Here is a 24,822-nt window from a genome sequence, read left to right as displayed (position 1 = left end):
TCAGCAATTCTTTTACGTCGAACCGCGAGCGGGCGCCCATGCGCCGCGCGCCCGCGGTCCGGTTTGGTCAAACGTCAATTCTGGGCAAAACCGGCGGCGGTTTCCATGTCCACCGCGACGATCCGCGAAACGCCCTGCTCCTGCATCGTCACGCCGATCAGCTGCTGCGCCATTTCCATCGCGATCTTGTTGTGCGAGATGAACAGGAACTGCGTCTTGTCCGACATCGCGCGCACCAGATTCGCGAAACGCTCGGTGTTCGCGTCGTCGAGCGGCGCGTCGACCTCGTCGAGCAGACAGAACGGCGCCGGATTCAGCTGGAACATCGCGAACACGAGCGCGGTGGCCGTCAGCGCCTTCTCGCCGCCCGACAGCAGGTGAATCGTCGCGTTCTTCTTGCCGGGCGGCTGCGCCATCACCTGCACGCCGGCGTCGAGAATCTCGTCGCCCGTCATGATCAGCTTCGCCTGGCCGCCGCCGAACAGGCGCGGGAACAGATCGCTGAAATGACGGTTGACCTCGTCGAAGGTTCCCTGCAGCAACGTGCGCGTTTCCTGGTCGATCTTGTGGATCGCGTCCTCGAGCGTCGTGATCGCGTCGGTCAGGTCCGCCGATTGCGCATCGAGGAACACCTTGCGCTCGCTCGCTGCCTTCAGCTCGTCGAGCGCCGCCATGTTGACGGGGCCGAGCGCATTGATCGCGTTGTTCAGCCGCGTGACTTCGCCCTGCAGATACGACGGCTTCAGATCCGGCGTCAGCTTGTCGCGCAGCGCTTCCTCGTCGACCTCGGCCGCCGCCAGCTGCTCCGCGAACTGCTCGACGGACAGGCGCGCGGCCTGCTCCTTCAGCTGCAGCTCGGTGATGCGGTCGCGCAGCGGCTGCAGCGAACGCTCGGCGACGAGACGCTGCTCGTCCATCGCGCGCAGCTTCGCGGTCAGATCGTCGAGCTCGATGCGCGCCGCCTGCAGCGCGGCTTCCTTCACCGCACGGATTTCGAGCGCGTCCTGCAGCCCGGTGTGCGCGGTTTGTTCGTTGATCGTCTCGAGCTCGGCGCGCGCGTCCTCCAGCGAGGCGGCGACGCGCTCGCTCTGTTCGTGCGCGACCTGGATGCTGCGCTTGAGCTCGTCGATCCGCGTCACCGCGTTGCGGGCCGCGAAGCGCGCGTCGTTCGCGCCGCGCTCGAGATCGCGCGCCTCCTGACGCGCGTGCGTCAGCGACTCGTCGAGCGCCTCGAACGCGAGCTGGTTGTCCTCGAAGCGCGCCTGCAGCTCCGCGAGCTCGCCGTCGAAGCGCTCGAAATTCGCTTCCGACTCCGCACGCAATGCGCGCTGCTCGTCGATCTGCGCGCCGATCTCCTCGAGTTCCTCGCGGATCTGCGTGCTGCGTTGCGTATAACGCTCGTGCGCCTGCGCGAGCTTCAGCACGTCCAGTTGCAGCGCATGCACGCGCTGCGTCGCGCGCTCGGCCTGCGCACGCACGTCGCCGAGCGCCTGCGTCGCCTGCGTATGCGCGGCTTCCGCGCGCACGGCCGCGGTGCGCGCCTCGTCGGCGAGCAGCGCCTGTGCGCGCACCTGGCGCGTCAGGTTCTCGATTTCCTGCTGGCGAGCGAGCATCCCGGCCTGCTCGGAGTCGGCCGCGTACAACTGCACGCCGACGCGCGTGACGATGTGCCCGGCCTTCACGACGAACGCGCCGCCGGCAGGCAGCTGCGCACGCGCCGCGAGCGCCTGGGCGACGTCGTCGGCGACGTACACGTTGCCGAGCCAGTCGTTGAGCACCGCGCGGATGCCGGCGTCGTCGATGCGCACGAGCGACAGCACGGGCTTCAGCCCCGCTGCCGGAGCCGGCGGCTCGCCGGCGGGCGGCGGCGCGTAGAACGCGAGCTTGGCGGGCGGCGCGTCGGTCGCGAACGCCTTCACCCAGTCGAGATTCGACACTTCGAGTGCCGCGAGCCGCTCGCGCAGCACCGCTTCGAGCGCCGCTTCCCAGCCGGGTTCGACATGCAGCTTCTTCCAGAGCCGCGGCAGCGCGCTGAGCTCGTGCTTGTCGAGCCACGGCTGCACCTTGCCTTCGGTCTGCACGTTTTCCTGCAGCTGCTTCAGCGCGGCAAGCCGCGCCTCGAGCTGGTGGATCTGCGCGCTTTCGGCCTGCACGCGCTCCTGCGCGGCGCGGCGCTCGGCGTCCAGACGCGGCACCGTTTCCTGCGCATCGGCAAGCCGCGCCTGCGCTTCGGCCAGAATTTCCTCCTGCTCGGCGAGCTGCATGCGCAGTTCCTCGAGCTGCGCCTCGTCCGGCGCATCGAGCCCGCTAGCCTCGGCCTTCAGCCGCTCGTGGCGCTGCTGCAGCTGCTGCAGCTGCTGATCGGCGTTGCGCTGGTGCGCGGCTTCGAGTTTCAGCGACTGTTCGGTCTGGGCGATCCGCGCGCGCTCGTCGTTGAGCTGCGCCTGCGCGTCGCGCCACTTCGCTTCGAGCGCCGGCAGCGCATCGTGCTTCGCCGCGGCTTCGTCCTCGGCGAGCGCGGCCTTCTCGTCGGCGATCGCGCGCGCTTCTTCGGCTTCCTCGAGCTCGTCCTGCGCCTTCTCGGCCTGCGCGCGCCATTGCTCGCGCTGCGCGTTCAGCGCGGCGATCTGCGCCTGCACGCGGTTGCGCGATTCGACGATGAACTTGATCTCGGCCTCGAGGCGGCTCACTTCGGCATTCGCCTCGTAGAGCGCGCCCTGCGCGCCCTGCATCGCGTCGCTCGCGGCATAGTGCGCGACGCGCAGCGTCTCGAGCTGCGATTCGACTTCGCGCAGCTTGGCGGTCTGCGCTTCGAGGTCGATCTGCGCCTGCTCGATCGCACGCTGCTGCTTCTGCTGCTCGGCCGCGGCCTCGTTCTTGCGCAGCAGCCACAGCAGGCGCTGCTTCTCCTCGCCTTCGGCGACGAGCTCCTTGTACTTCGTCGCGACGACGGCCTGCGCCTCGAGCTTCTCGAGGTTCGCCGCGAGTTCGCGGATGATGTCCTCGACGCGCGTCAGGTTCTCGCGCGTGTCGTGCAGCCGGTTCTCGGTCTCGCGGCGGCGCTCCTTGTACTTCGACACGCCCGCGGCTTCCTCGAGGAACACGCGCAGCTCTTCGGGCTTCGCCTCGATGATCCGCGCGATCATCCCCTGCCCGATGATCGCGTACGCGCGCGGGCCGAGGCCGGTGCCGAGGAAGATGTCCTGGATGTCGCGGCGGCGCGCCGGCAGGTTGTTGATGTAGTAGCTCGACGTGCCGTCGCGCGTAAGCACGCGCTTCACGGCGATCTCGCCGTACTGGCCCCACTGGCCTGCCGCGCGGCCGTCGGAGTTGTCGAAGATCAGCTCGACGCTCGCCCGGCTGCCGGGCTTGCGGGTCGTCGAGCCGTTGAAGATCACGTCCTGCATCGACTCGCCGCGCAGCTCGGAGGCGCGCGACTCGCCGAGCACCCAGCGCACGGCGTCGATGATGTTGGATTTGCCGCATCCGTTCGGGCCCACCACGCCGACGAGCTGGCCCGGAACCTGAAAATGCGTGGGATCGACGAAGGATTTGAAGCCAGCGAGTTTGATCGAGCTCAGACGCACGGCGGTATCGGATGTGAAGAAGAGGTGAAACGAACAGCGGCGCGCGGCGCGGGGGCTGTCAGCCCTGGCGCGCACGCACCCCCGGAATTCAAAAACGGGGCCGCGCACTCAAGCGCCAGGCCCCGCAAACGGCTTCAATCATACCATCGCGCGTGCGCCGTTCTGCCCGTCGCCGGGTTTGTCCTGCGCGGGCGCCGCACGGTGGACGCGGCTCGACAGCAGCGTCGCGAGCACGATGCACGCGCCGCCGGCCCACTCCCGCGCGGTCGGCAGCTCGTTCGCGAACACCCACGCGGACAGCGCGGTGATCACGATCTCGAACAGCATGATGATCGATGCGCGGTTGGCCGGCACGCGCGCGAGGCCGTACTGCACGAGCAGGTTGTTCGCGGCCATCGTCACGCCGATCGCGACGACGATCAGCGCCGCGCCCCCGAGCGCGCCGCTCGCCGGCACCGGCGGCAGCCCCTCGAACAGCGACGCGATCGCACCGAACGCGGCCGCGCCGCCGAACAGCGTCGCGGTACGCATCTCCGCGCGCATCGACGGCAGCTCGCGGCTCGCCTTGATGACGAGCACGTTGCTCATCGCGAAGCTCAGGCCGGCCGCGAGGCCCGCCCATTCGGCCGGATTGGCCGGCAGCGGCAGGCCGAGCCGCGGCGACCACAGCATCAGCATCGCGCCGCCGATCGACAGCGCGGCGAGTCCCGCGCCGGCCCAGGTCAGCCGTTCGCGCAGCAGGAAGTGCGCGTAGATCGCGGTCCAGGCCGGCGTCAGGTAGAACAGCAGCATCACGCGCAGCACCTCGCCGTGGATCGTGCCCCACACGAAGCCGAGATTGGTCACGCCGGCCGTCAGCGCGATGCCGGGCAGCACCCAGTGCCAGCGCAGCGTCGCGATCGCGCTGCGCCGCGCGACGATCACGAACAGGAACGCGACGACGCTCGTCAGCGCGCTCGCGAGCGTGCCCGTCACGCCGAGCGACGCGAGGATGCGCAGCGGATACCAGATCACGCCCCACACCGATGCGCCGATCAGGATCGCGAGTGTCGGCAGGCTGCCGCGTACCGCGTTGTTCATTGTCTCGATACCCTTCGTTCGTACCGCCGGGCCGCCCCGCGGGCCGCCCGTGACCGGATTTCGTCACGCTATAATCGTCCGTTGCGACGCGCGCCGCCGGCGTCCGTTCGCCGTCGCGGCGCGCCGCCGCTCCTTTCGCTCCAACCGGCCGCGATGGCCGCTTCGCCCGTGAACCCTCGACTCGACTCGCTCCAGCCCTATCCCTTCGAAAAGCTGCGCGCCCTGTTCAAGGACGTGACGCCCCCTGCCGGCCTCAAACCGATCAGCTTCGGCATCGGCGAGCCCAAGCACCCGACGCCCGCGCTGATCCACGACGCGGCCGTGGCCGCGCTCGACGGCCTCGCCGCCTATCCGGCCACGGCCGGCTCGGACGCGCTGCGCACGTCGATCGCGCGCTGGCTCGAGCGCCGCTACGGGCTACCGGCCGTCGACGCGGCGACGCAGGTGCTGCCGGTGTCGGGCTCGCGCGAGGCGCTGTTCTCGCTCGCGCAGACGGTGATCGACAGCCGCCCGGCCGAAAGCGGGCAGAAAGCGATCGTACTCTGTCCGAATCCGTTCTATCAAATTTACGAAGGGGCGGCGCTGCTGGCCGGCGCCGAGCCCTATTTCGCGAACAGCGATCCGGCACGCAACTTCGCCTGCGACTACGCGGCCGTGCCGGACGACGTCTGGGCGCGCACACAGCTGCTCTACGTCTGCTCGCCGGGCAACCCGACCGGCGCCGTGCTGACGCTCGACGACTGGCGCGAGCTGTTCGCGCTGTCCGATCGCCACGGCTTCGTGATCGCGTCCGACGAGTGCTATTCGGAAATCTACTTCGACGAAGCGACGCCGCCGCTCGGCGGCCTCGAGGCCGCGAACCGCCTCGGCCGCGGCTTCGAGCGGCTCGTGATGCTGTCGAGCCTGTCGAAGCGCTCGAACGTGCCCGGCATGCGCTCGGGCTTCGTCGCCGGCGACGCGGCGCTGCTGAAGAAATTCCTGCTGTACCGCACGTACCACGGCGCCGCGCTGTCGCCCGTGTGGCAGCACGCGAGCATCGCCGCATGGAACGACGAGGCGCACGTGCGCGAGAACCGCGCGCTGTACCTGCAGAAGTTCAACACCGTGACGCCGATGCTCGCCGACGTGCTCGACGTGAAGCTGCCGGACGCCGCGTTCTATCTGTGGGCGAACGTCGCGCGCACCGGCCTGTCCGACACCGAGTTCGCCCGCCGCCTGTACGCCGACTATAATGTGACGGTTCTGCCCGGCTCGTACCTCGCGCGCGACGCGCACGGCACGAACCCGGGCCGCGATTTCATCCGGATCGCGCTCGTCGCGGGCACCCCCGAATGCGTCGAGGGCGCGCAACGCATCGTCGATTTCTGCCGCGGCATCGCGCAGTAAGACGTCCATCCCGATCAATTCCATCCATCTCCTGCGAAAACGAACATGTCGCAACAACTTCAGCAAATCATCGATAACGCCTGGGAAAACCGTGCGGAGCTGTCGCCGAAGGCCGCGCCCGCCGAAGTCCGCGAGGCCGTCGCTCATGCGATCGAGCAACTCGACAAAGGTGCGCTGCGCGTCGCCGAGAAAATCGACGGCAACTGGACCGTGCACCAATGGCTGAAGAAAGCCGTGCTGCTGTCGTTCCGCCTGGAGGACAACGCGCCGATGCCGGCCGGCGGCTATTCGCAGTTCTACGACAAGGTGCCGTCGAAGTTCGCGAACTACACGGCCGAGGATTTCGCCGCGGGCGGCTTCCGCGTCGTGCCGCCGGCCATCGCGCGCCGCGGTTCGTTCATCGCGAAGAACGTCGTGCTGATGCCGTCGTACACGAACATCGGCGCATACGTCGACGAAGGCACGATGGTCGACACGTGGGCGACCGTCGGCTCGTGCGCGCAGATCGGCAAGAACGTGCACCTGTCGGGCGGCGTCGGCATCGGCGGCGTGCTCGAGCCGCTGCAGGCGAACCCGGTCATCATCGAGGACAACTGCTTCATCGGCGCACGTTCGGAAGTCGTCGAAGGCGTGATCGTCGAGGAAAACTCGGTGATCTCGATGGGCGTGTATCTCGGCCAGAGCACCAAGATCTACGATCGCGAGACGGGTGAAATCAGCTACGGCCGCATTCCGGCCGGCTCGGTCGTCGTCGCGGGCAACCTGCCGTCGAAGGACGGCTCGCACAGCCTCTACTGCGCCGTGATCGTGAAGAAGGTCGACGCGAAGACGCGCGCGAAGGTCGGCCTGAACGAGCTGCTGCGAGGCGACTGATGGCCAGGCCGCGCACCGTGGTCGTCTACGGCATTCCGAACTGCGACACCGTGAAGAAAGCCCGCGTGTGGCTCGACGAACACGGCGTCGCGTTCGAATTCCACGACTTCAAGAAGGCCGGCGTCAGCGCGCCGCTGATCGAGGACTGGCTGAAGGACGTGCCGCTCGACACGCTCGTCAACAAGCGCGGCACGACCTGGCGCGCGCTCGACGACGCCATGAAGGCCGCCGCCGACACGCAGGCCGGCGCCGTCGCGCTGATGATCCACAAGCCGTCGGTCATCAAGCGGCCGGTGCTGGTCGTCGACGGCCGCGTGAAATCGGTCGGCTTCGCGGCCGATCAGTACGCGGCGCTGTTCGCCGCATAGCGCCGCCGGCGCAGCGCGCGACGTCTCATCGCTGCCGGCCACCGCGCCGGCATTTTTTATCGAAAGTGGTCCGAACCATGTCCGCCACCCTAGCCCTTACCGAACAACTGATCGCGCGCGCCTCCGTCACGCCCGACGACCAGCATTGCCAGCAGATCATGACCGAGCGCCTCGCCGCGCTCGGTTTCGATTGCGAGACCGTCGCATCGCACGGCGTGACCAACCTGTGGGCCGTCAAGCGCGGCACCGACGGCCGCGACGGCAAGCTGCTCGCGTTCGCGGGCCACACCGACGTCGTGCCGACCGGCCCGCTCGAGCAGTGGACGTCGCCGCCGTTCGTCCCCGCCCATCGCGACGGCAAGCTGTACGGCCGCGGCGCCGCCGACATGAAGACCTCGCTCGCGGCGTTCGTCGTCGCCGCCGAGGAATTCGTCGCCGCGCATCCCGACCACCGCGGCGCGATCGCGTTCCTGATCACGAGCGACGAAGAAGGCCCGGCCACCGACGGCACCGTGAAGGTCGTCGAACTGCTCGAGTCGCGCGGCGAGCGCCTCGACTACTGCATCGTCGGCGAGCCGACGTCGACCGCCGAGCTCGGCGACGTCGTGAAGAACGGGCGCCGCGGCTCGATGTCCGGCGAGCTGATCGTCAAGGGCGTGCAAGGCCACATCGCGTATCCGCACCTCGCGAAGAACCCGATCCACCTGCTCGCGCCGGCGCTCGCCGAACTCGCCGCCGAGCAGTGGGACGAAGGCAACGAATACTTCCCGCCGACCACCTGGCAGGTGTCGAACCTGCGTGCCGGCACGGGCGCGACGAACGTGATCCCCGGCCACGCGGATCTGCTGTTCAACTTCCGCTTCTCGACCGCGAGCACCGTCGAAGGCCTGCAGGCACGCGTGCACGCGATCCTCGACAAGCACCGGCTCGACTACACGCTGAAGTGGACGGTGAGCGGCCTGCCGTTTCTCACGCCGCGCGGCGAGCTGTCGAATGCGCTCGAGCACGCGATCCGCGCGGAGACGGGCCTCACGACCGAGCTGTCGACCACGGGCGGCACGTCCGACGGCCGCTTCATCGCGCGCATCTGCCCGCAGGTGATCGAGTTCGGTCCGCCGAACGGCAGCATCCACAAGATCGACGAGCATATCGAGGTGCGCTTCGTCGAGCCGCTGAAGAACGTGTACCGCCGCGTGCTTGAACAACTGATCGCCTGACGGAGCCTCGCATGACGACCCCTTTTGCCACCGTGCGCGACCTGCTGCGCTACGCGGTCACGCGCTTCTCGAAAGCCAAGCTCGCGTTCGGCCACGGCTCGGACAACGCGTATGACGAAGCCGCGTATCTCGTGCTGCATACGCTCGACCTGCCGCTCGACACGCTCGAACCGTTCCTCGACGCGCGGCTGCTGCCCGACGAAATCGCGGCCGTGCTCGCGGTGATCGAGCGACGCGCGACCGAGCGCGTGCCGGCCGCCTATCTGACACGCGAAGCGTGGATGCACGGCCACCGCTTCTACGTCGACGAGCGCGTGATCGTGCCGCGTTCGTTCATCGGCGAGCTGCTCGACGACGGGCTGCAGCCGTACGTCGCCGATCCCGAGCAGGTCGGCGCGGTACTCGAGCTCTGCACGGGCTCGGGCTGCCTCGCGATCCTCGCGGCGAGCGCGTTCCCGAACGCCGAAATCGACGCGGTCGATCTGTCGGCCGACGCGCTCGAAGTCGCGCAGATCAACGTGCGCGACTACGGCCTCGAAGACCGGATCACGCTGCACCGTGGCGATCTGTATGCGCCGCTGCCGGCATTCCGCGCGCAGCCCGACGCGCGCTACGACGTGATCCTGACGAACCCGCCGTATGTCAACGCGGCCTCGATGGCGAAGCTGCCGCCCGAATACCGCCATGAGCCCGAGATGGCGCTCGCGGGCGGCGACGACGGCATGGATATCGTGCGGCGTATCGTCGCCGAGGCGCACAACTGGCTGCACGACGACGGCGTGCTGGTCGTCGAGATCGGCAACGAACGCGAGCATGTCGAAGCGGCGTTCGGCGGGCTCGAGCTCACGTGGCTGCCGACCAGCGCGGGCGACGACAACGTGTTCCTGATCCAGGCGGCCGACCTCCCCCGCAAGGGCTGAACCGGCGATGCAGGCGGCGCGGCAACCCGCTGCGCCGCCCCCTTGGGTAAGATGCGCGTACGCGGCCGCCGCGCCGCACGACTTCAGGAGTCCGTCACGCGCCCATGACCCTCGACTGGCTACACCTCGGCACACTGATCCTGGCCGTTCACGTGCTCGGGATCGTCGCGGCCTTCCACGCGATCCTGAACACGCGGACGTCGCAAGGCGCCATCGCATGGGCGGTCTCGCTCGCCGCGATGCCGTACCTCACGCTGATCCCCTATCTGTTTCTCGGCCGCAGCAAGTTCTCCGGCTACGTCGACGCGCGCCGCCACGAAACCGAAGCGTTGCGCACGCACACACCGCGCGCGCCGTGGCTCGACGCGAACGCGGGCGACCGGCCGGCGGCCGATGCGCTCGGCCAGGCTGCGGTACTCGCACTCAGGCGGCTCGGCGGCATGCCGTTCGTCGGCGGCAATTCGGTGCGCACGCTGGTGAACGGCGACGCAACCTTCGCGGCGATTCTCTCGGCGATCGACGCCGCGCGCGATTACGTGATCGTCCAGTTCTTCATCGTGCGCGACGATGCGCTCGGCCAGATGCTGCGCGACGCACTGCTCGCGCGCGCCGCGGCCGGCGTGCGCTGCTATCTGCTGTACGACAGCATCGGCAGCTTCGACCTGCCGCGCAGCTACGTCGACGCGCTGCGGCGCGGCGGCGTCGAAGTCCATCCGTTCGCGACGCATCGCAAGTTCGTCAACCGCTTCCAGCTCAACTTCCGCAATCACCGCAAGATCGTCGTCGTCGACGGCACTCGCGCGTTCGTCGGCGGACACAACGTCGGCGTCGAGTATCTCGGCGGCAACCCGCGCCTGTCGCCGTGGCGCGACACGCACATCGAGATACGCGGGCCGGCCGTCGCGAGCATCCAGTACGTGTTCGCCGAAGACTGGCACTGGGCGACACAGACGCTGCCGTCGCTCGCCGCGCCGCCGGCCGCGCTGCCGGACGACGACATGCATTGCCTCGCGGTGCCGATGGGCCCGGCCGACAAGCAGGAAACCGGCTCGCTGTTCTTTGTCGAGGCGATCAACGCGGCGCGCGAGCGCGTCTGGATCACCACGCCGTACCTCGTACCCGACGAGGCCGTCGTCGCGGCGCTGAAGCTCGCGGTGATGCGCGGCGTCGACGTACGCATCCTGATCCCGAGCCGCCGCGATCACTACGTCGTGTTCGAGGCGTCGAAGCTGTACGCGCGCGACCTCGTCGATGCAGGCGTCAAGGTGTTCCGCTACCGCCCGGGATTCCTGCATCAGAAGGTCGTGCTGATCGACCGCGTCGCCGCGGCGATCGGCAGCGCCAATCTCGACAACCGCTCGTTCCGGCTGAACTTCGAGATCATGGTGCTGACGATCGACCGCGCGTTCGCCGATGAAGTGGCCGCAATGCTCGCCGCGGACTTCGCGCAGTCCTACGAGGTCGATACGAGCGAGTACCGGCAGTCGCCCGCTTGGCGGCGCATCGCGATGCACGTCGCGCGGCTGTTCGCGCCGATCCTGTAGCCGCCGGCCCGCGTGCCCGATGCCGGCGCGCCGCGTGTCAGAGCAGCTTTTCGATATCCGCGGCGATGTCCTCAGGCTTTGTCGAAGGCGCGTAGCGCTTCACGATGCGCCCGTCGCGGTCGATCAGGAATTTCGTGAAGTTCCACTTGATCGCCTTCAGGCCGAAGATGCCGGGCGACTCGTCGGTCAGATAGCGATACAGCGGATGCGCGTTCGGACCCTTCACGTCGATCTTCGCGAATATCGGAAACGTGACGCCGTAATTGCGCTCGCAGAAGGCGCCGATCTGCTCGGCGTCGCCCGGCTCCTGCTTGCCGAACTGGTTGCAGGGAAAGCCGAGCACGAAAAAGCCGCGCGCCGCGTAGTGTTCGTACAGCTTCTGCAGCCCCGCGTACTGCGGCGTGAAACCGCACTCGCTCGCGGTATTGACGATCAGGAGCACCTTGCCGCGATAGACATCGAGCGTGCTCGGCACACCGGCCAGCGTGTCGGCGCTGAATGTATACAGGGAAGACATCGGGTACTCCTTTGACGAAACCGGATCGACGTGAATGCTACGGCAAATCGGGCCGTCGCGACATTGGCCGGACGGCCGATGCGTGCGCGAACGGTGCGCAGTCTAGAATAGCGGTTTTGGCCAGTCATTTCCGTCGTGATCCGTTTCAATCAGTTCAGCCTTGCGCGCGGCACCAAGCCGCTGTTCGACTCGGCCTCGTTCGTGCTCAATCCCGGCGAGAAAGCCGGCCTGATCGGCGCGAACGGCGCCGGCAAGTCGACGCTGTTCGCGGTCCTGCGCGGCGAGCTGCACGCCGACGCCGGCGATTTCTCGATGCCGCCGTCGTGGCGGATCGCGCACGTGTCGCAGGAAACGCCCGCCGTCGATCGCTCCGCGCTCGACTACACGCTCGACGGCGACGCCGCGTTGCGCGAGATCGAGGCACGCATCGCCGCTGCCTCGGCCGCCCATGATGGCGCGGCCGAAGCCGAAGCGCACGCGGCGTTCGCGGACGCCGACGGCTACACCGCGCCCGCGCGTGCGGAAGCGCTGCTGCTCGGCCTCGGCTTCACGCTCGCGCAAACGCGCGAGCCGGTCGCGAGCTTCTCCGGCGGCTGGCGGATGCGGCTGAATCTCGCGCAGGCGCTGATGTGCCGGTCCGATCTGCTGCTGCTCGACGAGCCGACCAACCACCTCGATCTCGACGCAATCGTCTGGCTCGAAGACTGGCTGCACCGCTATCCCGGCACGCTCGTCGTGATCTCGCACGACCGCGAATTTCTCGACTCGATCTGCAACGTCACGCTGCATCTCGAGAATCGGCAGATCAAGCGCTACGGCGGCAACTATTCGCAATTCGAAGTGCTGCGTGCGCAGCAGCTCGCGCTGCAGCAGAGCGCGTACGAGAAGCAGCAGAAGACAGTCGCGCACCTGCAGAGCTTCATCGACCGCTTCAAGGCGAAGGCGACCAAGGCACGCCAGGCGCAGAGCCGGATGAAGGCGCTCGAAAAGATGGAGCTGATCGCGCCCGCGCACGTCGCGTCGCCGTTCACGTTCGAGTTCCGCACGCCGGATGCGGCGCCGAACCCGATGATGGTGATGGAAGACGTGCGCTGCGGCTACCGTGCGGACGACGGCACCGAGATTCCGATCGTCGAGCGCGTGACGCTGTCGATCCAGAACGGGCAGCGCATCGGCCTGCTCGGCGCGAACGGCCAGGGCAAGTCGACGCTGATCAAGACGCTGGCCGGCACGCTCACGCCGCTGTCCGGGCACGTGCGCGAAGGCAAGGGGCTGACGATCGGCTATTTCGCGCAGCACCAGCTCGAGACGCTGCGCGAGGACGATTCGCCGCTCGCGCATCTTGCGCGACTCGCGCCCGACACGCGCGAGCAGGAACTGCGCGACTTCCTCGGCGGCTTCAACTTCTCGGGCGACATGGCGACGAGCGCGGTCGGCCCGTTCTCGGGCGGCGAGAAGGCGCGTCTTGCGCTCGCGCTGATCATCTGGCAGAAGCCGAACCTGCTGCTGCTCGACGAACCGACGAACCACCTCGACCTCGAGACGCGTCATGCGCTGACGATGGCGCTCGCGCAGTTCGAAGGCACGCTGATTCTCGTCTCGCACGATCGGCACCTGCTGCGCGCGACGACCGACCAGTTCATGCTCGTCGCGAAGCACCGGCTGCAGCCGTTCGACGGCGATCTCGACGATTACCGCGACTGGCTGCTCCAGCATGCGGCCGAGCAGCGCGCGGCCGCGAAGGCGGAAGGTGCCGCCGCATCGGGCGCGGCGCCGGCCGTGAACCGCAAGGACCAGAAGCGTCAGGCGGCCGAGGAGCGGCAGCGTCTGTCGCAACTGAAGAAGCCGCTGCAGACGCGCATCACGAAGCTCGAGAAGGAAATGGAGACGCTGCACGCGGAGAAGGCGCGCCTCGATGCGTTCGTCGCCGATCCGGCGAGCTACGAGGCCGCGCGCAAGGCCGAACTGACCGATGCGATTCGCAAGCTCGGCGACGTCAATGCGCGGCTCGAAGCGATCGAGGCGGACTGGCTCGCCGCGCAGGAAGAACTCGAGCAGATCGGCTGAGCGCGGCACGCCGGCCGGCGGCCACGTAGCGCCAATTCAGCGCCAATTCAGCGCCAATTCAGCGCCAATTCAGCGCCGCGGCAGCGTATCGCGCGGCAGCTGCTCGTCGTCGTCCATCAGATGCCGGCGCCCTTCGGTCGGCCGGCGGATCGCCGCGACGACCTCCGCTTCGGTCACATCCTCCGACACGACGCGGCGCGCGAGACGCCCTTCGTCGTCGATCCATTCGACGATCCGGCATCCGCCGCCCCAGGGCTGGCGAATCGGTTCGGATACGCGGCAGCCGCGCAGGTTGTAAAGACGTCCGCCGGGCGCATCCCCATACCGTTTCAACATAGGTTCCCTTCGCATTGCACGGTTCGACAATCCGGCAAAGGATAGGAAAAAGTCGTGTCCGGCAGGTTACCGCGGCCTACATATTCTTTACAGTGAATTACGCGACAGATCGCGCGCCCTGCCGCTCGGCTGCGCGCTCATTCGAGGCCGCGCACGCGGTCGATCGCCTGCTCGAGCCGCTCGACCGCCATCACGTTCAGCCCTTCGATCGCCTGCTTGGGCGCGTTCGCCTTCGGAATCAGCGCGGTCGTGAAGCCGAGCTTCGCGGCCTCGCGCAAGCGCTCCTGCCCGCGCGGCGAGGGGCGGATCTCGCCGGCCAGGCCGACTTCGCCGAACACGATCAGCCCCTTCGGCAACGCCTTGTTGCGCATTGACGAGTGAATCGCGAGCAGCACCGCGAGATCGGCCGCGGGCTCGGCGATCTTCACGCCGCCCACCGCGTTCAGGAACACGTCCTGATCGAAGCACGCGATGCCCGCATGCCGGTGCAGCACGGCGAGCAGCATCGCGAGCCGGTTCTGCTCGAGGCCGACCGCGAGCCGGCGCGGATTCGGCACGTGCGCGGTATCGACGAGCGCCTGGATTTCGACGAGCAGCGGGCGCGTGCCCTCCTGCGTGACGAGCACGCACGAGCCGGGCACGACTTGCTCGTGCTGCGACAGGAACAGCGCGGACGGGTTCGCGACGCCGCGCAGCCCGCGCTCGGTCATCGCGAACACGCCGAGTTCGTTGACGGCGCCGAAGCGGTTCTTGAACGCGCGCACGAGCCGGAACGACGAGTGCGTATCGCCTTCGAAGTACAGCACCGTGTCGACGATGTGCTCGAGCACGCGCGGGCCCGCGAGGTTGCCCTCCTTCGTCACGTGACCGACCATGATGATCGCGGTGCCCGACTGTTTCGCGATGCGCGTGAGCTGCGCCGCGCACTCGCGCACCTGCGCGACCGAGCCCGGTGCGGAGGTCAGCGCCTCCGAGTAGACGGTCTGGATCGAGTCGATCACCGCGACGTCGGGCCGCTCCGCGTCGATCGCGGCCTGGATCTTCTCGAGCTGGATCTCGGCCAGCAGCTTCAGCTCGGCGGCCGGCGCGGCGCCCTCGAGCAGCGCGAGCCGTTGCGCGCGCAACGCGATCTGCGCGGCCGATTCCTCGCCGCTGATATAGAGCGCGCGCCGCTCGCTCGCGATGTCCGCGAGCGACTGCAGCAGCAGCGTCGACTTGCCGATGCCCGGATCGCCGCCGATCAGCACGACGCCGCCCGCGACGAGGCCGCCGCCGAGCACGCGATCGAATTCGCCGATCCCGGTCGAGAAGCGCGGCACGTCGGCCGCCTCGATGTCGACGAGGCGCTGGACGGGCGCCCGTTTCGCGAGCGACTGGAAGCGATGGGCGGTCGGCGATTCGGCGACCGATTCGACGAGCGTATTCCAGGCCTGGCACGACGGGCACTGCCCCTGCCACTTCGGGGTTTGTCCGCCGCACTCGCTGCAGACATAGACGGTTTTCTGTTTTGCCACGCGCGCGCCCTTATTCCGCCCGCACCGGCACGCGGGCCGCGACCGCGCACATGAGCTCGTAGCCGATCGTCCCGCAATGGCGCGCGACGTCGTCGATCGACAGCGCATTGCCCCACAGCTCGACGCGCGCGCCGACGCCGGCCTGCGGACACGGGGTCAGGTCGACCGTGATCATGTCCATCGAGACGCGCCCGACAATGCGCGTGCGGATGCCGTCGACGATCACCGGCGTGCCTTCGGGCGCGACGCGCGGATAGCCGTCCGCGTACCCGCATGCGACGACGCCGATCCGCATCGGCGCCGGCGCGGAGAACGTCGAGCCGTAGCCGATCGCCTGCCCCTTGCCGATCGACTGCACCGCGATCAGTTCGGACGACAGCGTCATCGCCGGCTTCAGTCCGGTGTCCGCGATATCGGACGACAGCCCCGACGGCGACGCGCCGTACAGCACGATTCCGGGCCGCACCCAGTCGAAATGCGTATCCGGATGCCATAGCACGGCCGCGGAATTCGCGAGGCAGCGCGCGCCGGCGATGTTCGCCGCGCCGCGCTCGAAAGTCGCGAGCTGCTCGGCGACGCCGCGCTCGTTGTCGGCATCCGAAAAATGGGTCATCAACGTGATCTGCCCGATGCTCGGACACGCGCGGGCGCGCTCCCATGCGGCGCGGTATTTCTCCGGGGCGTAGCCGAGCCGATTCATGCCGCTGTTCATCTTCAGCTGCACGTTGACGGGCTTCGACAGCCGCGCGGTTTCCAGCATCCGCATCTGCTCGTCGTTGTGCACGGTGGTCGTCAGGCTATAGCGGTCGATGACGTCGATGTCGGTCGAGCGGAAGAAGCCTTCGAGCAGCAGGATCGGGCCCGCCCAGCCGAGCTCGCGCAGCTTCACGGCCTCGTCGAGATCGAGCAGGCCGAAGCCGTCGGTGCCGCGCAGGCCCGGGAACACGCGCGCGAGCCCGTGGCCGTACGCATTGGCCTTGACGACCGCCCAGACTTTGGACGGGCCGGCATAGCGGCGGACGACGGAGAGATTGTTCGCGAGAGCGGCGGTGTGGATGGTGGCGGAGATCGGGCGCGGCATGGGAAATTTACGTAAAGACGCTTGCGAATCATCAGCTTACCGCGCCTTTTGAGCACCGAAGCCGACAATTTGCGGAACGATCGGGGAATCTTGCTAGTCCGAACTGCCGTATTTTCGTGTTATAAAGCCGTGCGCACAACCCATTTCGAACGGAATAAGCCGATCGCATACCTGGCGGCCTACGCGGCCAAGCCGCAGCGACGAAAGCATCGCATCAGATGAAAAAAGGTTTTTACACCATCATGGCCGCGCAGTTTTTCTCGTCGTTGGCCGACAATGCGCTTCTCATCGCCGCCATCGCCCTGCTGAAAGACCTCCACGCCCCGAACTGGATGACACCGCTGCTCAAGCTGTTCTTCGTGTTGTCCTATGTGGTGCTCGCGGCGTACGTCGGCGCGTTCGCCGATTCCCGTCCGAAGGGCCGCGTGATGTTCATCACCAATTCGATCAAGGTGATCGGCTGCCTCATCATGCTGTTCGGCGCGCATCCGCTGCTCGCGTACGGCATCGTCGGCTTCGGCGCGGCCGCCTACTCGCCCGCCAAATACGGCATTCTGACCGAGCTGCTGCCGGCCGACCGGCTCGTCGCCGCGAACGGCTGGATCGAAGGCACGACGGTCAGTTCGATCATCCTCGGTACCGTGCTCGGCGGCGCGCTGATCAGCCCGCATATCGCATCGCACGTGATCGCGCACACGCCGTCGTGGATCGGTACGCCGGCCGAAGCGGCGATGGCCATCATCATGGCGCTGTACGTGATCGCCGCGCTGTTCAACCTGCGCATTCCCGATACCGGCGCGCGCTATCCGAAACAGGAGCGCGGGCCCGTCAAGCTCGTCACCGATTTCGCCGACTGCTTCATGGTGCTCTGGCGCGACAAGCTCGGCCAGATCTCGCTCGCGGTCACGACGCTGTTCTGGGGCGCCGGCGCGACGCTGCAGTTCATCGTGCTGAAATGGGCCGAGGTCTCGCTCGGCATGACGCTGTCCGAAGGCGCGATCCTGCAGGCCGTGGTCGCGGTCGGCGTCGCGGCCGGCGCGATCGCCGCCGCGGGGCGGATTCCGCTGAAGAAGTCGCTGACGGTGCTGCCCGTCGGCATCATGATGGGCATCGCGGTGATGCTGATGGCGTTCTACACGCGCGACCTGTTTCCGTCGCACTGGGCGCTGCACATCGGCCATCTGCGCCTGCCCGTGTATCTGATCGTCGCCTACGTGTTCCTGATCGGCGTCGGCGCGCTGTCGGGCTACTTCGTCGTTCCGATGAATGCGCTGCTGCAGCATCGCGGCCACGTGCTGCTGTCGGCCGGCCATTCGATCGCGGTGCAGAACTTCAACGAGAACCTGTCGGTGCTCGTGATGCTGTGCCTGTATGCGGTGCTCGTCTGGCTCGACGTGCCGGTCGGCGTCGTGATCGTGCTGTTCGGCACGTTCGTGTGCCTGACGATGTGGCTCGTGATGCGCCGCCATCAGGCGAACCAGCGCCAGTTCGATTCGGTCGCGCTGATCGGCGAATCGCGGCACTGAGGCTACACTTCCCGTTTCCGTCCGTTCGCGCCGGCCGTCGAGCCGGCGCGTTGCCATCATGACGCATCCGATACCCAACGTGCTGACGATCGCCGGCTCCGATTCCGGCGGCGGCGCCGGCATCCAGGCCGACCTGAAGACGTTCTCCGCACTCGGCGCATACGGCGCGAGCGCGATCACCGCGCTGACCGCGCAGAACACGCGCGGCGTCACGGGTGTGCACGCGCCCGATCCCGCGTTCGTGACCGCGCAGCTCGACGCGGTGTTCGGCGACATTCGCATCGATGCGGTGAAGATCGGCATGCTCGCGAACGCGCCGATCGTGCACGCCGTCGCCGACGCGCTGCGGCGTTACGCACCGCGCTTCGTCGTGCTCGACACGGTGATGATCTCGAAGAGCGCGCATGCGCTGCTCGCGCCCGAGGCGGTCGACGCACTGCGCGACGCGCTGCTGCCGCTCGCGACGGTCGTCACGCCGAATCTGCCGGAAGCGGCCGCGCTGCTCGGCGACGCGCACGCGACGACCGAGGACGACATGGTGCGCCAAGGCCGCGCGCTGCTGCAGACCGGCGCACGTGCGGTGCTGATGAAAGGCGGCCACTTGCCCGATGCGGCCGCGAGCCCCGACTGGCTCGTCGCGCAAGCGGGCGCCGTGCGGCTCGACGGCCCGCGCGTGCCGGTCAGCAATACGCACGGTACGGGCTGCACGCTGTCGTCCGCGATCGCTGCGCTGCTGCCGCAGCTGCCGGACCTCGAAAGCGCGGTGCGCGAAGCGAAGGCCTATCTGACCGGCGCGATCGCCGCGAGCGGGCAGCTCGACGTCGGCCACGGCGTCGGCCCCGTCCACCATTTCCATCGCTGGTGGTGAGCCCGCGCCGAGGCGCGCTCAGCCGGCCAGCGCGGCAAAGGCCTGCGCTCGCGCCGGCCAGTCGTCCGGCACGATGAAGCCGCGCGCGGTCTCGTACCACGTGCCGTCCGGTTCCGCTTTGTAAACACCGATCAGCGCGGGCGCCGGGCGCTCGGACAGCGCCGCCGGCAACGCGCGCGTGTCGGCGAACGGCACGGGCGGCGTGCCGGCGTTTGCCACGTTCGCCGCGATCCGCCGCGGCGCGAGCCAGGCGAGCCGCGGCAGGACGCTCCAGGCCGCGTCCGCCGGCTGCGCGGCGGCCCATTCCGCCCACTGCGCATGCGTGAGCCAGAAGCCGCGCGGATGATCCGGCGCGATGTCGGCCGAGACGGGCGGCAACGGCGCGCGATGCGGATAGAACAGCCAGCCCTTCACGAACATCTGCGCATCGGACAAGGGGCCGTAGCCGAGCCGCGCGAAGCCGTCGCGGCGACTCAGCGTCAGCTGGTGCTCGACCAGCCGGCTGCGTTTGCGATCGAACCGGTCGACGAGATTCGGTCCGACGAAATCGGCCAGCGTCGCACGCTCCCGCACCGGTGCGCATAGATAGCACTTCACCGCGAGTTCCCAATGCAGGCGTCGGCCGTCCCGTGCATCGACGAGAAAATCGACTTCGCCGAGCGTGTGGCCATGCGTGCGCAGCGGCAGATTGGCCGCGACGAGCGACAGCGACGGGCCGTGCGCGAGGAAGTATTCGAGCAGGCACTCCGCATAGCGGCCGAGCCGCACAGGGCGCAGCCCGTCGAGCGCGCGATGCAGTGGCGCGGGCGACGCGTCGAGCGCCGCGAGCCATGCTTCGGCGGCGCCCCGCTCTGCCGGAGTCGACCATGGCTGAGCCAGCGGCGCGCCGGGCGCGGCAGTCAACAGGCTCGGGCTGGCGAGCAGCCAGCCGAGGTCGCGGACCGCGACGTCGCGCAGCGTATCGATGCAGGCGAACGCCGCGCGCCCGGTCATGGCGCGGCCGGCGGCGGCGCGTCGGCAGCAGGCGACGCCGCGAACGTGTCGCGCGCCAGGCACAGGTCCGCCCATGCCTTCGCCTTGTCCGGCAGGCTGCGCAGCAGATACGCGGGGTGGTACGTGACGATCACCGGCACGCCTTCGTAAGCGTGCACGCGGCCGCGCAGCGATGCGATGCTCGCGTCGGTCTTCAGCAGCGTCTGCGCGGCGAAGCGGCCGAGCGCGACGATCAGCTTCGGCTTGACCAGCGCGACCTGGCGCTGCAGATACGGCTCGCAGCGAGCGACCTCGTCCGGCTCGGGATTGCGGTTGCCCGGCGGCCGGCACTTGATCACGTTCGCGATGTACACGTTCTCGCCGCGCTGCAGCGACAGCGAGCGCAGCATGTTGTCGAGCAGCTTGCCGGCCTGACCGACGAACGGCTCGCCCTGCTTGTCCTCGTTTTCGCCCGGTGCCTCGCCGATCAGCATCCAGTCCGCTTCGCGGTCGCCGACGCCGAATACCGTGTTCGTCCGCTTCTCGCACAGGCGGCAACGCGTGCAGTCGGCCACGCGCGCGGCGAGCGCGTCCCAGTCGAGCATGGCGACCGGCGCTTCGGCCGCGCGCGGCTCGTCCGCCGTTGCCGAATCGCCGGGCGGCGCGGCGTCGAACCACGCGAAATCGTCGTCGATGGCCGGCGGCATGTCGGCGGACGGCGAGGCGGCCTGGGCCGACGCGATCGCCGTGAGCGCGCCGAGCACGTCGTCGGCCGGCTGCGGTGCACGCGGCGTGTCGACAGGATCGCCATCGGCGACGGGCGCAGCAGCGCACATCGGCGCGCCTGTCGACGCACCGTCGTCCGCCCGACGCGCGACCGGTTCGGCAACCTTCTCATGTGCTTCGCGCGCCGCCGCGGGCCGCGACCGCACCGCGTCCGATGCCGCCGCAACGGTCTCCGCGCCGGCGCCGGCGGCTTCCGACTGCGCCGCGACGGCACCGTCGCCGGCCGCCGAGCCGCTCGCGCGCTGGCCGCGCCGTACCCAGATCTGCGCGAGGCCCATCTCCTCGAGCGCCGCTTCAGCCCACGCCATGCGCGCCTCCGTCGTTGTTCAGCGTCAGACGCATCACGATCGCGTCCTCCCGGCTGCGATGCCGCGCCGGATAGTAGTTCTTGCGCCGGCCGATCGTCACGAAGCCGAAACGCTCGTACAGCTGGATCGCGCGCGGATTCGACGGCCGCACTTCGAGCAGCACGCCGTCGAGCCGTTCGGCGCGTGCAATGCGCACGGCTTCGCGCAGCAGCGCGAGACCGGCGCCCGAGCGCTGCGCGGCGGGCGCGACGCAGAGGTTCAGCAGATGCATCTCGTCGATGACGGGCATCAGCACGCAATAGCCGACGAGCGTGCCCGTCACGTGACGCAGGCACACGCCGAAATAGCCGTTGCGCAGCGAATCCTCGAAGTTGCCGCGGCTCCACGGGAATTCGTACGCGGCCTGCTCGATCGCGACGACTTCGTCGAGATCGGCATCCGTCATCGGCGACAGATAACGGTCGCTCAGCAGGACGCCCGTCATCCCTGCGCCCCGTCCGTGCGCGCTGCGCGTGCCGCGATCCGCTCGGCCGTCGTCTGCGCGACCTTGTCGCGCACGTATTCCGGCGCAGCCTGATCGGCCGGCACGACACGCCCTGCGCGGAACGCACGCAGCGCCGCATGCGCGACTGCGAGCGCATGCGGCAGCGCTTCGCCGTCGATCGTCGTCGCGCGCGCGGCCGCGGGCAGCTGCGCGCCGAATGCGGCGGCCGCGTTGCCGGCGAGCGTAAACGGCGCATCGGGCACGCCGACCGCCGCCGGCGCGTCGAGGGACGCCGGATGCAGTGTGCGCCAGTCGTGCGCCTCGTCGTCCCAGGCGAAGTCGGCCCAGTACGCTTCGTCCATCCGCGCGTCGAGCGCCGCCAGCACGCGCGTGGTGCCGGGCGCGCGCAGCCGCGCGTGCTCGGCGCACGCGAGCAGCGTGCCGATCGGCACGACGGGCAGCCCGCGACCGAACGCGAGGCCCTGTGCAATGCCGGTGGCGGTGCGCAGGCCCGTAAACGAGCCGGGACCGGCGCCGAACGCGATCGCGTCGCAGTCGGCAAGCGTAAGGCCGGATTCGGCGAAGAGTTCCTGGAGCGCCGGCAGCACGCGCGTGCTCGACACGGCGCCCGTCATCTCGTGACGGAACCAGGTTTGCGGGGAAGAAACGGCCGCATCGGCCGGGGCCGAGCGCAGCAGCGCGACCGAGCAGTATTCGGTCGACGTATCGATGGCGAGGAGCACTGTTTGCGTCATGGCCGACATTGTAATGCGGCGCCCCGCCCTGACGGGCGATCGCGGCCGATCTTCGCGCGCACGCGGCGCCGTCGGCGGTTTGGAAGGATCGCTCGACCCTGCGCGACGGCCCGCTTGTTAAGATCGGCCGACTCGAAACCCTTACGGAGACACCGATGAGCGACCTCACCGCCCGATTCGATCAGGCCCAGATCGACGTGAAGCAACTGACCGAGCGGCCCGGCAATCTGACGCTGCTGCGGCTGTACGCGCTGTTCAAGCAGGCGACCGACGGCGACGTCCACGGCGACAAGCCGGGCTTCACGGACATCGTCGGCAAATACAAGTACGACGCGTGGGAAGCGTTGAAAGGCACACCGCAGGACACCGCGAAGCAGCAGTACATCGAACTCGTCGAATCGCTGAAGAACGGCACCGCTTCCTGACCGCCGGCCCTCGGCCTTCAAACCGGTGGCGCAGCGCAGCAAAATTCGTTACAATGCCGGCTGCGTCACTTCCGCGCTCGGCCTGTAGGCCGCTCCGGCCGGACGCCACGTAGCGTTAAGCTCCAATCCGGTTTAGAACCTGTCCCCTCCTGCTTCGGCCCTTGCGGTCGTCACTTATCAGGCTGGCGGTCCCGCTCCTGCAGCGCGCCGCACCCAAAACAGCTTCTAATGCCTCGTCCGCCGTCCATTCGGCGGATTGCACCCGTTTCCCGATTTGCTCGCTGAATCCGACGACTTGGGTATGCGCGATTGGCGCCGACGTTTCACCCACTGTGTTTCAAGGATTGTTATGACTTCGAGCATCAACTCCAGCCCGCTCAACGCGATCGCCGACCAGGCGCTCGGTCTCGACGCCGCCGCACCGGCCGCCGACGAACCGAGCTTCGCGTCGCTCGGGCTGTCGCCGGAGATCGTCTCCGCGCTGCAGGCCGCCGGCTACGTGAAGCCGACACCGGTTCAGCAGCGCGCGATTCCGGCCGGCATCGCCGGCCGCGACCTGCTGGTGTCGAGCCCAACCGGTTCGGGCAAGACGGCCGCCTTCATGCTGCCTGCGATCGAGCGTTTCGCGCAGCTCCAGAAAGCGCAGGCGCAGCAACCGCGCGCGCCGCGCGAAGCGAACCAGGGCGAGCGCCGCGCGCGCCGTCCGCAACCCGTCGCGCGCCCGGGCCTGCTCGTGCTGACGCCGACCCGCGAACTCGCGATGCAGGTGACGACCGCCGCATCGACGTACGGCAAGCACCTGAAGCGCCTGCGCACGGTCAGCATCCTCGGCGGCGTCGCCTACGGCCAGCAGCTGATGCTGCTCGCGAAGAACCCGGAAATCCTGGTCGCGACGCCGGGCCGCCTGCTCGACCACCTCGAGCGCGGCCGCATCGACCTGTCCGAGCTGAAGATGCTCGTGCTCGACGAAGCCGACCGCATGCTCGACATGGGCTTCATCGAAGACATCGAAACGATCGTCGAGGCAACGCCCGAGTCGCGCCAGACGATGCTGTTCTCGGCCACGCTCGACGGCAAGATCGGTTCGCTGACGAGCCGCCTGCTGAAGGATCCGGAGCGCATCGAGATCCAGCAGCGCCTCGAATCGCGCGCGAACATCGCGCAGACGGTCCACTACGTCGACGATCGCGACCACAAGGATCGCCTGCTCGATCACCTGCTGCGCGACGCCGCGCTCGACCAGGCGATCATCTTCACGGCGACCAAGATCGACGCCGATCAGCTGGCCGGCCGCCTCGCCGACGCCGGCTTCCAGTCGGCCGCGCTGCACGGCGACCTGCCGCAGGGCGCACGTAACCGCACGATCCGTGCGCTGCGCGAGCGCCGCGTGCGCGTGCTGGTCGCGACCGACGTCGCGGCCCGCGGCATCGACATTCCGGGCATCACGCACGTGTTCAACTACGATCTGCCGAAGTTCGCGGAAGACTACGTGCACCGGATCGGCCGCACGGGCCGCGCGGGCCGTTCGGGTATCGCGGTGAGCCTCGTGCATCACGCGGAGCAAGGTGCGCTCAAGCGCATCGAGCGCTTCGTGCGTTCGCCGCTGCCGGTCAACGTGATCGAAGGCTTCGAGCCGCGCAAGACGCCGCCGCGCAACGATCGCGGCAACGGCCGCGGCCGCCCGGGCGGCGGTAACGGCGGTCGACGTTTCGGCGGCAAGCCGGGCGGCGGTGGCCACGGCGGTCACGGCCGCAGCTACGGCGGCGGCAACGGCGGCGGCTGGAGCGGCAAGCCGGGCGCGAGCCGCGACGGCGGCCGTCGCGACGGTCAGCGCAGCAGCGGCCCGCGACGCAGCAATTCCGCGTCGTAAGCGCGCACGGGCGGCTTGCGAGCCGCCCACGCATCCGATCGACCGGCGCATCCGCGCCGGTTTTTTTTCGTCTCGCCCCGCTTTTCACGATACGAAAAAATCTTTTGTCTCGTAAAAAATCATGCTGCGTGGCACAACCATACCGATTGCAGAATAAAAAAAGACGTTTCTTATCGCGAAACGTCAATCATAACCACATGATTTTCAAAGAATAAAAATTTCACACCATCCCGACATAGCCCCTGTTTCGCGCGACGCGATTTGCCTAGACTCTTATACAAGACTTCACGAAACGGGACGCAGCACAACCGGCTTCGCGAACAGCATCATCACCGTCC

The 24,822-nt window shown here is 68.4% G+C and carries 21 protein-coding genes; 11 read left to right on the top strand and 10 right to left on the bottom strand.

Annotated elements, in window-relative coordinates:
* Window positions 1-74: 74 nt before the first annotated feature.
* Together smc and BCR55_RS13945 are read right to left on the bottom strand one after the other, a co-directional pair.
* The gene (gene smc, locus BCR55_RS13950) at window positions 75-3,587 is read right to left on the bottom strand and encodes a chromosome segregation protein SMC (protein ID WP_065494680.1); all 3,513 of its coding nucleotides are present in this window, start codon (window positions 3,585-3,587) and stop codon (window positions 75-77) included.
* Window positions 3,588-3,725: 138 nt separating this feature from the next.
* Complete coding sequence (locus BCR55_RS13945; RefSeq protein ID WP_065494679.1) at window positions 3,726-4,667, bottom strand: DMT family transporter; 942 nt, start codon at window positions 4,665-4,667, stop codon at window positions 3,726-3,728.
* Window positions 4,668-4,820: 153 nt separating this feature from the next.
* On the opposite strand from BCR55_RS13945, the gene dapC reads away from it, so the two are divergent.
* The 6 genes from dapC (at window position 4,821) to cls (ending at window position 10,975) form a co-directional block, all read left to right on the top strand.
* A complete protein-coding gene (gene dapC / locus BCR55_RS13940) occupies window positions 4,821-6,053 on the top strand; it encodes a succinyldiaminopimelate transaminase (RefSeq protein ID WP_065494678.1) in 1,233 nt (410 codons plus the stop codon).
* A 45-nt stretch (window positions 6,054-6,098) separates the two neighbouring features.
* The gene (dapD, locus tag BCR55_RS13935) at window positions 6,099-6,926 is read left to right on the top strand and encodes a 2,3,4,5-tetrahydropyridine-2,6-dicarboxylate N-succinyltransferase (RefSeq protein ID WP_006402635.1); all 828 of its coding nucleotides are present in this window, start codon (window positions 6,099-6,101) and stop codon (window positions 6,924-6,926) included.
* Window positions 6,926-7,294, top strand: a complete 369-nt coding sequence (locus tag BCR55_RS13930; protein WP_006402634.1) for an ArsC family reductase — start codon at window positions 6,926-6,928, stop codon at window positions 7,292-7,294. Before dapD ends, BCR55_RS13930 begins: the two co-directional genes overlap by 1 nt.
* A gap of 77 nt (window positions 7,295-7,371) precedes the next feature.
* Window positions 7,372-8,511: a succinyl-diaminopimelate desuccinylase gene (gene dapE, locus BCR55_RS13925; RefSeq protein WP_006407719.1), complete on the top strand. Its 1,140-nt coding sequence runs from the start codon at window positions 7,372-7,374 to the stop codon at window positions 8,509-8,511.
* A gap of 11 nt (window positions 8,512-8,522) precedes the next feature.
* Window positions 8,523-9,431: a 50S ribosomal protein L3 N(5)-glutamine methyltransferase gene (gene prmB, locus BCR55_RS13920; protein WP_006402632.1), complete on the top strand. Its 909-nt coding sequence runs from the start codon at window positions 8,523-8,525 to the stop codon at window positions 9,429-9,431.
* 104 nt (window positions 9,432-9,535) lie between these two features.
* Window positions 9,536-10,975 carry a cardiolipin synthase gene (gene cls, locus BCR55_RS13915; protein ID WP_065494677.1) on the top strand — a complete coding sequence of 480 codons (1,440 nt, stop codon included), beginning with the start codon at window positions 9,536-9,538 and terminating at the stop codon, window positions 10,973-10,975.
* A 37-nt stretch (window positions 10,976-11,012) separates the two neighbouring features.
* On the opposite strand, the gene BCR55_RS13910 is transcribed toward cls, so the two are convergent.
* Window positions 11,013-11,492 carry a glutathione peroxidase gene (locus BCR55_RS13910; RefSeq protein ID WP_065494676.1) on the bottom strand — a complete coding sequence of 160 codons (480 nt, stop codon included), beginning with the start codon at window positions 11,490-11,492 and terminating at the stop codon, window positions 11,013-11,015.
* A gap of 135 nt (window positions 11,493-11,627) precedes the next feature.
* On the opposite strand from BCR55_RS13910, the gene BCR55_RS13905 reads away from it, so the two are divergent.
* Window positions 11,628-13,559: an ATP-binding cassette domain-containing protein gene (locus tag BCR55_RS13905; protein WP_006411689.1), complete on the top strand. Its 1,932-nt coding sequence runs from the start codon at window positions 11,628-11,630 to the stop codon at window positions 13,557-13,559.
* A 69-nt stretch (window positions 13,560-13,628) separates the two neighbouring features.
* On the opposite strand, the gene BCR55_RS13900 is transcribed toward BCR55_RS13905, so the two are convergent.
* The 3 genes from BCR55_RS13900 to alr form a co-directional block, all read right to left on the bottom strand.
* Window positions 13,629-13,895 carry a DUF2866 domain-containing protein gene (locus tag BCR55_RS13900; RefSeq protein ID WP_006402628.1) on the bottom strand — a complete coding sequence of 89 codons (267 nt, stop codon included), beginning with the start codon at window positions 13,893-13,895 and terminating at the stop codon, window positions 13,629-13,631.
* A 137-nt stretch (window positions 13,896-14,032) separates the two neighbouring features.
* Window positions 14,033-15,409, bottom strand: coding sequence for a DNA repair protein RadA (radA, locus tag BCR55_RS13895; protein WP_006402627.1), 1,377 nt, complete (start codon window positions 15,407-15,409; stop codon window positions 14,033-14,035).
* Window positions 15,410-15,419: 10 nt separating this feature from the next.
* Entirely contained in the window at window positions 15,420-16,490 is a 1,071-nt protein-coding gene (gene alr, locus BCR55_RS13890) for an alanine racemase (protein WP_006402626.1), read from the bottom strand.
* A 218-nt stretch (window positions 16,491-16,708) separates the two neighbouring features.
* Here alr and lplT point away from each other — a divergent pair, with 218 nt between their 5' ends.
* Complete coding sequence (lplT, locus tag BCR55_RS13885) at window positions 16,709-18,016, top strand: lysophospholipid transporter LplT (protein WP_065494675.1); 1,308 nt, start codon at window positions 16,709-16,711, stop codon at window positions 18,014-18,016.
* A 58-nt stretch (window positions 18,017-18,074) separates the two neighbouring features.
* Complete coding sequence (gene thiD / locus BCR55_RS13880; RefSeq protein ID WP_006407725.1) at window positions 18,075-18,884, top strand: bifunctional hydroxymethylpyrimidine kinase/phosphomethylpyrimidine kinase; 810 nt, start codon at window positions 18,075-18,077, stop codon at window positions 18,882-18,884.
* Window positions 18,885-18,902: 18 nt separating this feature from the next.
* Here the strand turns inward: thiD and BCR55_RS13875 are convergent, their stop codons facing one another.
* The 4 genes from BCR55_RS13875 to tsaB are packed head-to-tail and all read right to left on the bottom strand — an operon-like array spanning window position 18,903 to window position 22,198.
* Window positions 18,903-19,877, bottom strand: a complete 975-nt coding sequence (locus tag BCR55_RS13875) for a DUF1853 family protein (protein ID WP_065494674.1) — start codon at window positions 19,875-19,877, stop codon at window positions 18,903-18,905.
* Window positions 19,874-20,950, bottom strand: coding sequence for a uracil-DNA glycosylase (locus tag BCR55_RS13870; protein ID WP_065494673.1), 1,077 nt, complete (start codon window positions 20,948-20,950; stop codon window positions 19,874-19,876). The genes BCR55_RS13875 and BCR55_RS13870 overlap by 4 nt, the downstream gene beginning before the upstream one ends.
* On the bottom strand, window positions 20,937-21,434 hold the full coding sequence (rimI, locus tag BCR55_RS13865; RefSeq protein ID WP_006407728.1) for a ribosomal protein S18-alanine N-acetyltransferase: 498 nt from the start codon (window positions 21,432-21,434) through the stop codon (window positions 20,937-20,939). The genes BCR55_RS13870 and rimI overlap by 14 nt, the downstream gene beginning before the upstream one ends.
* Window positions 21,431-22,198: a tRNA (adenosine(37)-N6)-threonylcarbamoyltransferase complex dimerization subunit type 1 TsaB gene (tsaB, locus tag BCR55_RS13860; RefSeq protein ID WP_035488280.1), complete on the bottom strand. Its 768-nt coding sequence runs from the start codon at window positions 22,196-22,198 to the stop codon at window positions 21,431-21,433. The genes rimI and tsaB overlap by 4 nt, the downstream gene beginning before the upstream one ends.
* 146 nt (window positions 22,199-22,344) lie before the next feature.
* Between tsaB and BCR55_RS13855 the strand changes: the two genes are divergently transcribed.
* Both BCR55_RS13855 and BCR55_RS13850 read left to right on the top strand, forming a co-directional pair.
* A complete protein-coding gene (locus BCR55_RS13855; protein WP_006402618.1) occupies window positions 22,345-22,614 on the top strand; it encodes an acyl-CoA-binding protein in 270 nt (89 codons plus the stop codon).
* A 349-nt stretch (window positions 22,615-22,963) separates the two neighbouring features.
* Window positions 22,964-24,484, top strand: coding sequence for a DEAD/DEAH box helicase (locus tag BCR55_RS13850; RefSeq protein WP_006407730.1), 1,521 nt, complete (start codon window positions 22,964-22,966; stop codon window positions 24,482-24,484).
* Window positions 24,485-24,822: the final 338 nt, after the last annotated feature.

The sequence above is a fragment of the Burkholderia sp. CCA53 genome (assembly GCF_001685525.1).
Lineage (GTDB): Bacteria > Pseudomonadota > Gammaproteobacteria > Burkholderiales > Burkholderiaceae > Burkholderia > Burkholderia multivorans.
Note: the sequence above shows the minus strand (reverse complement) of the source record. Positions and strands in the feature narration are given on the sequence as shown.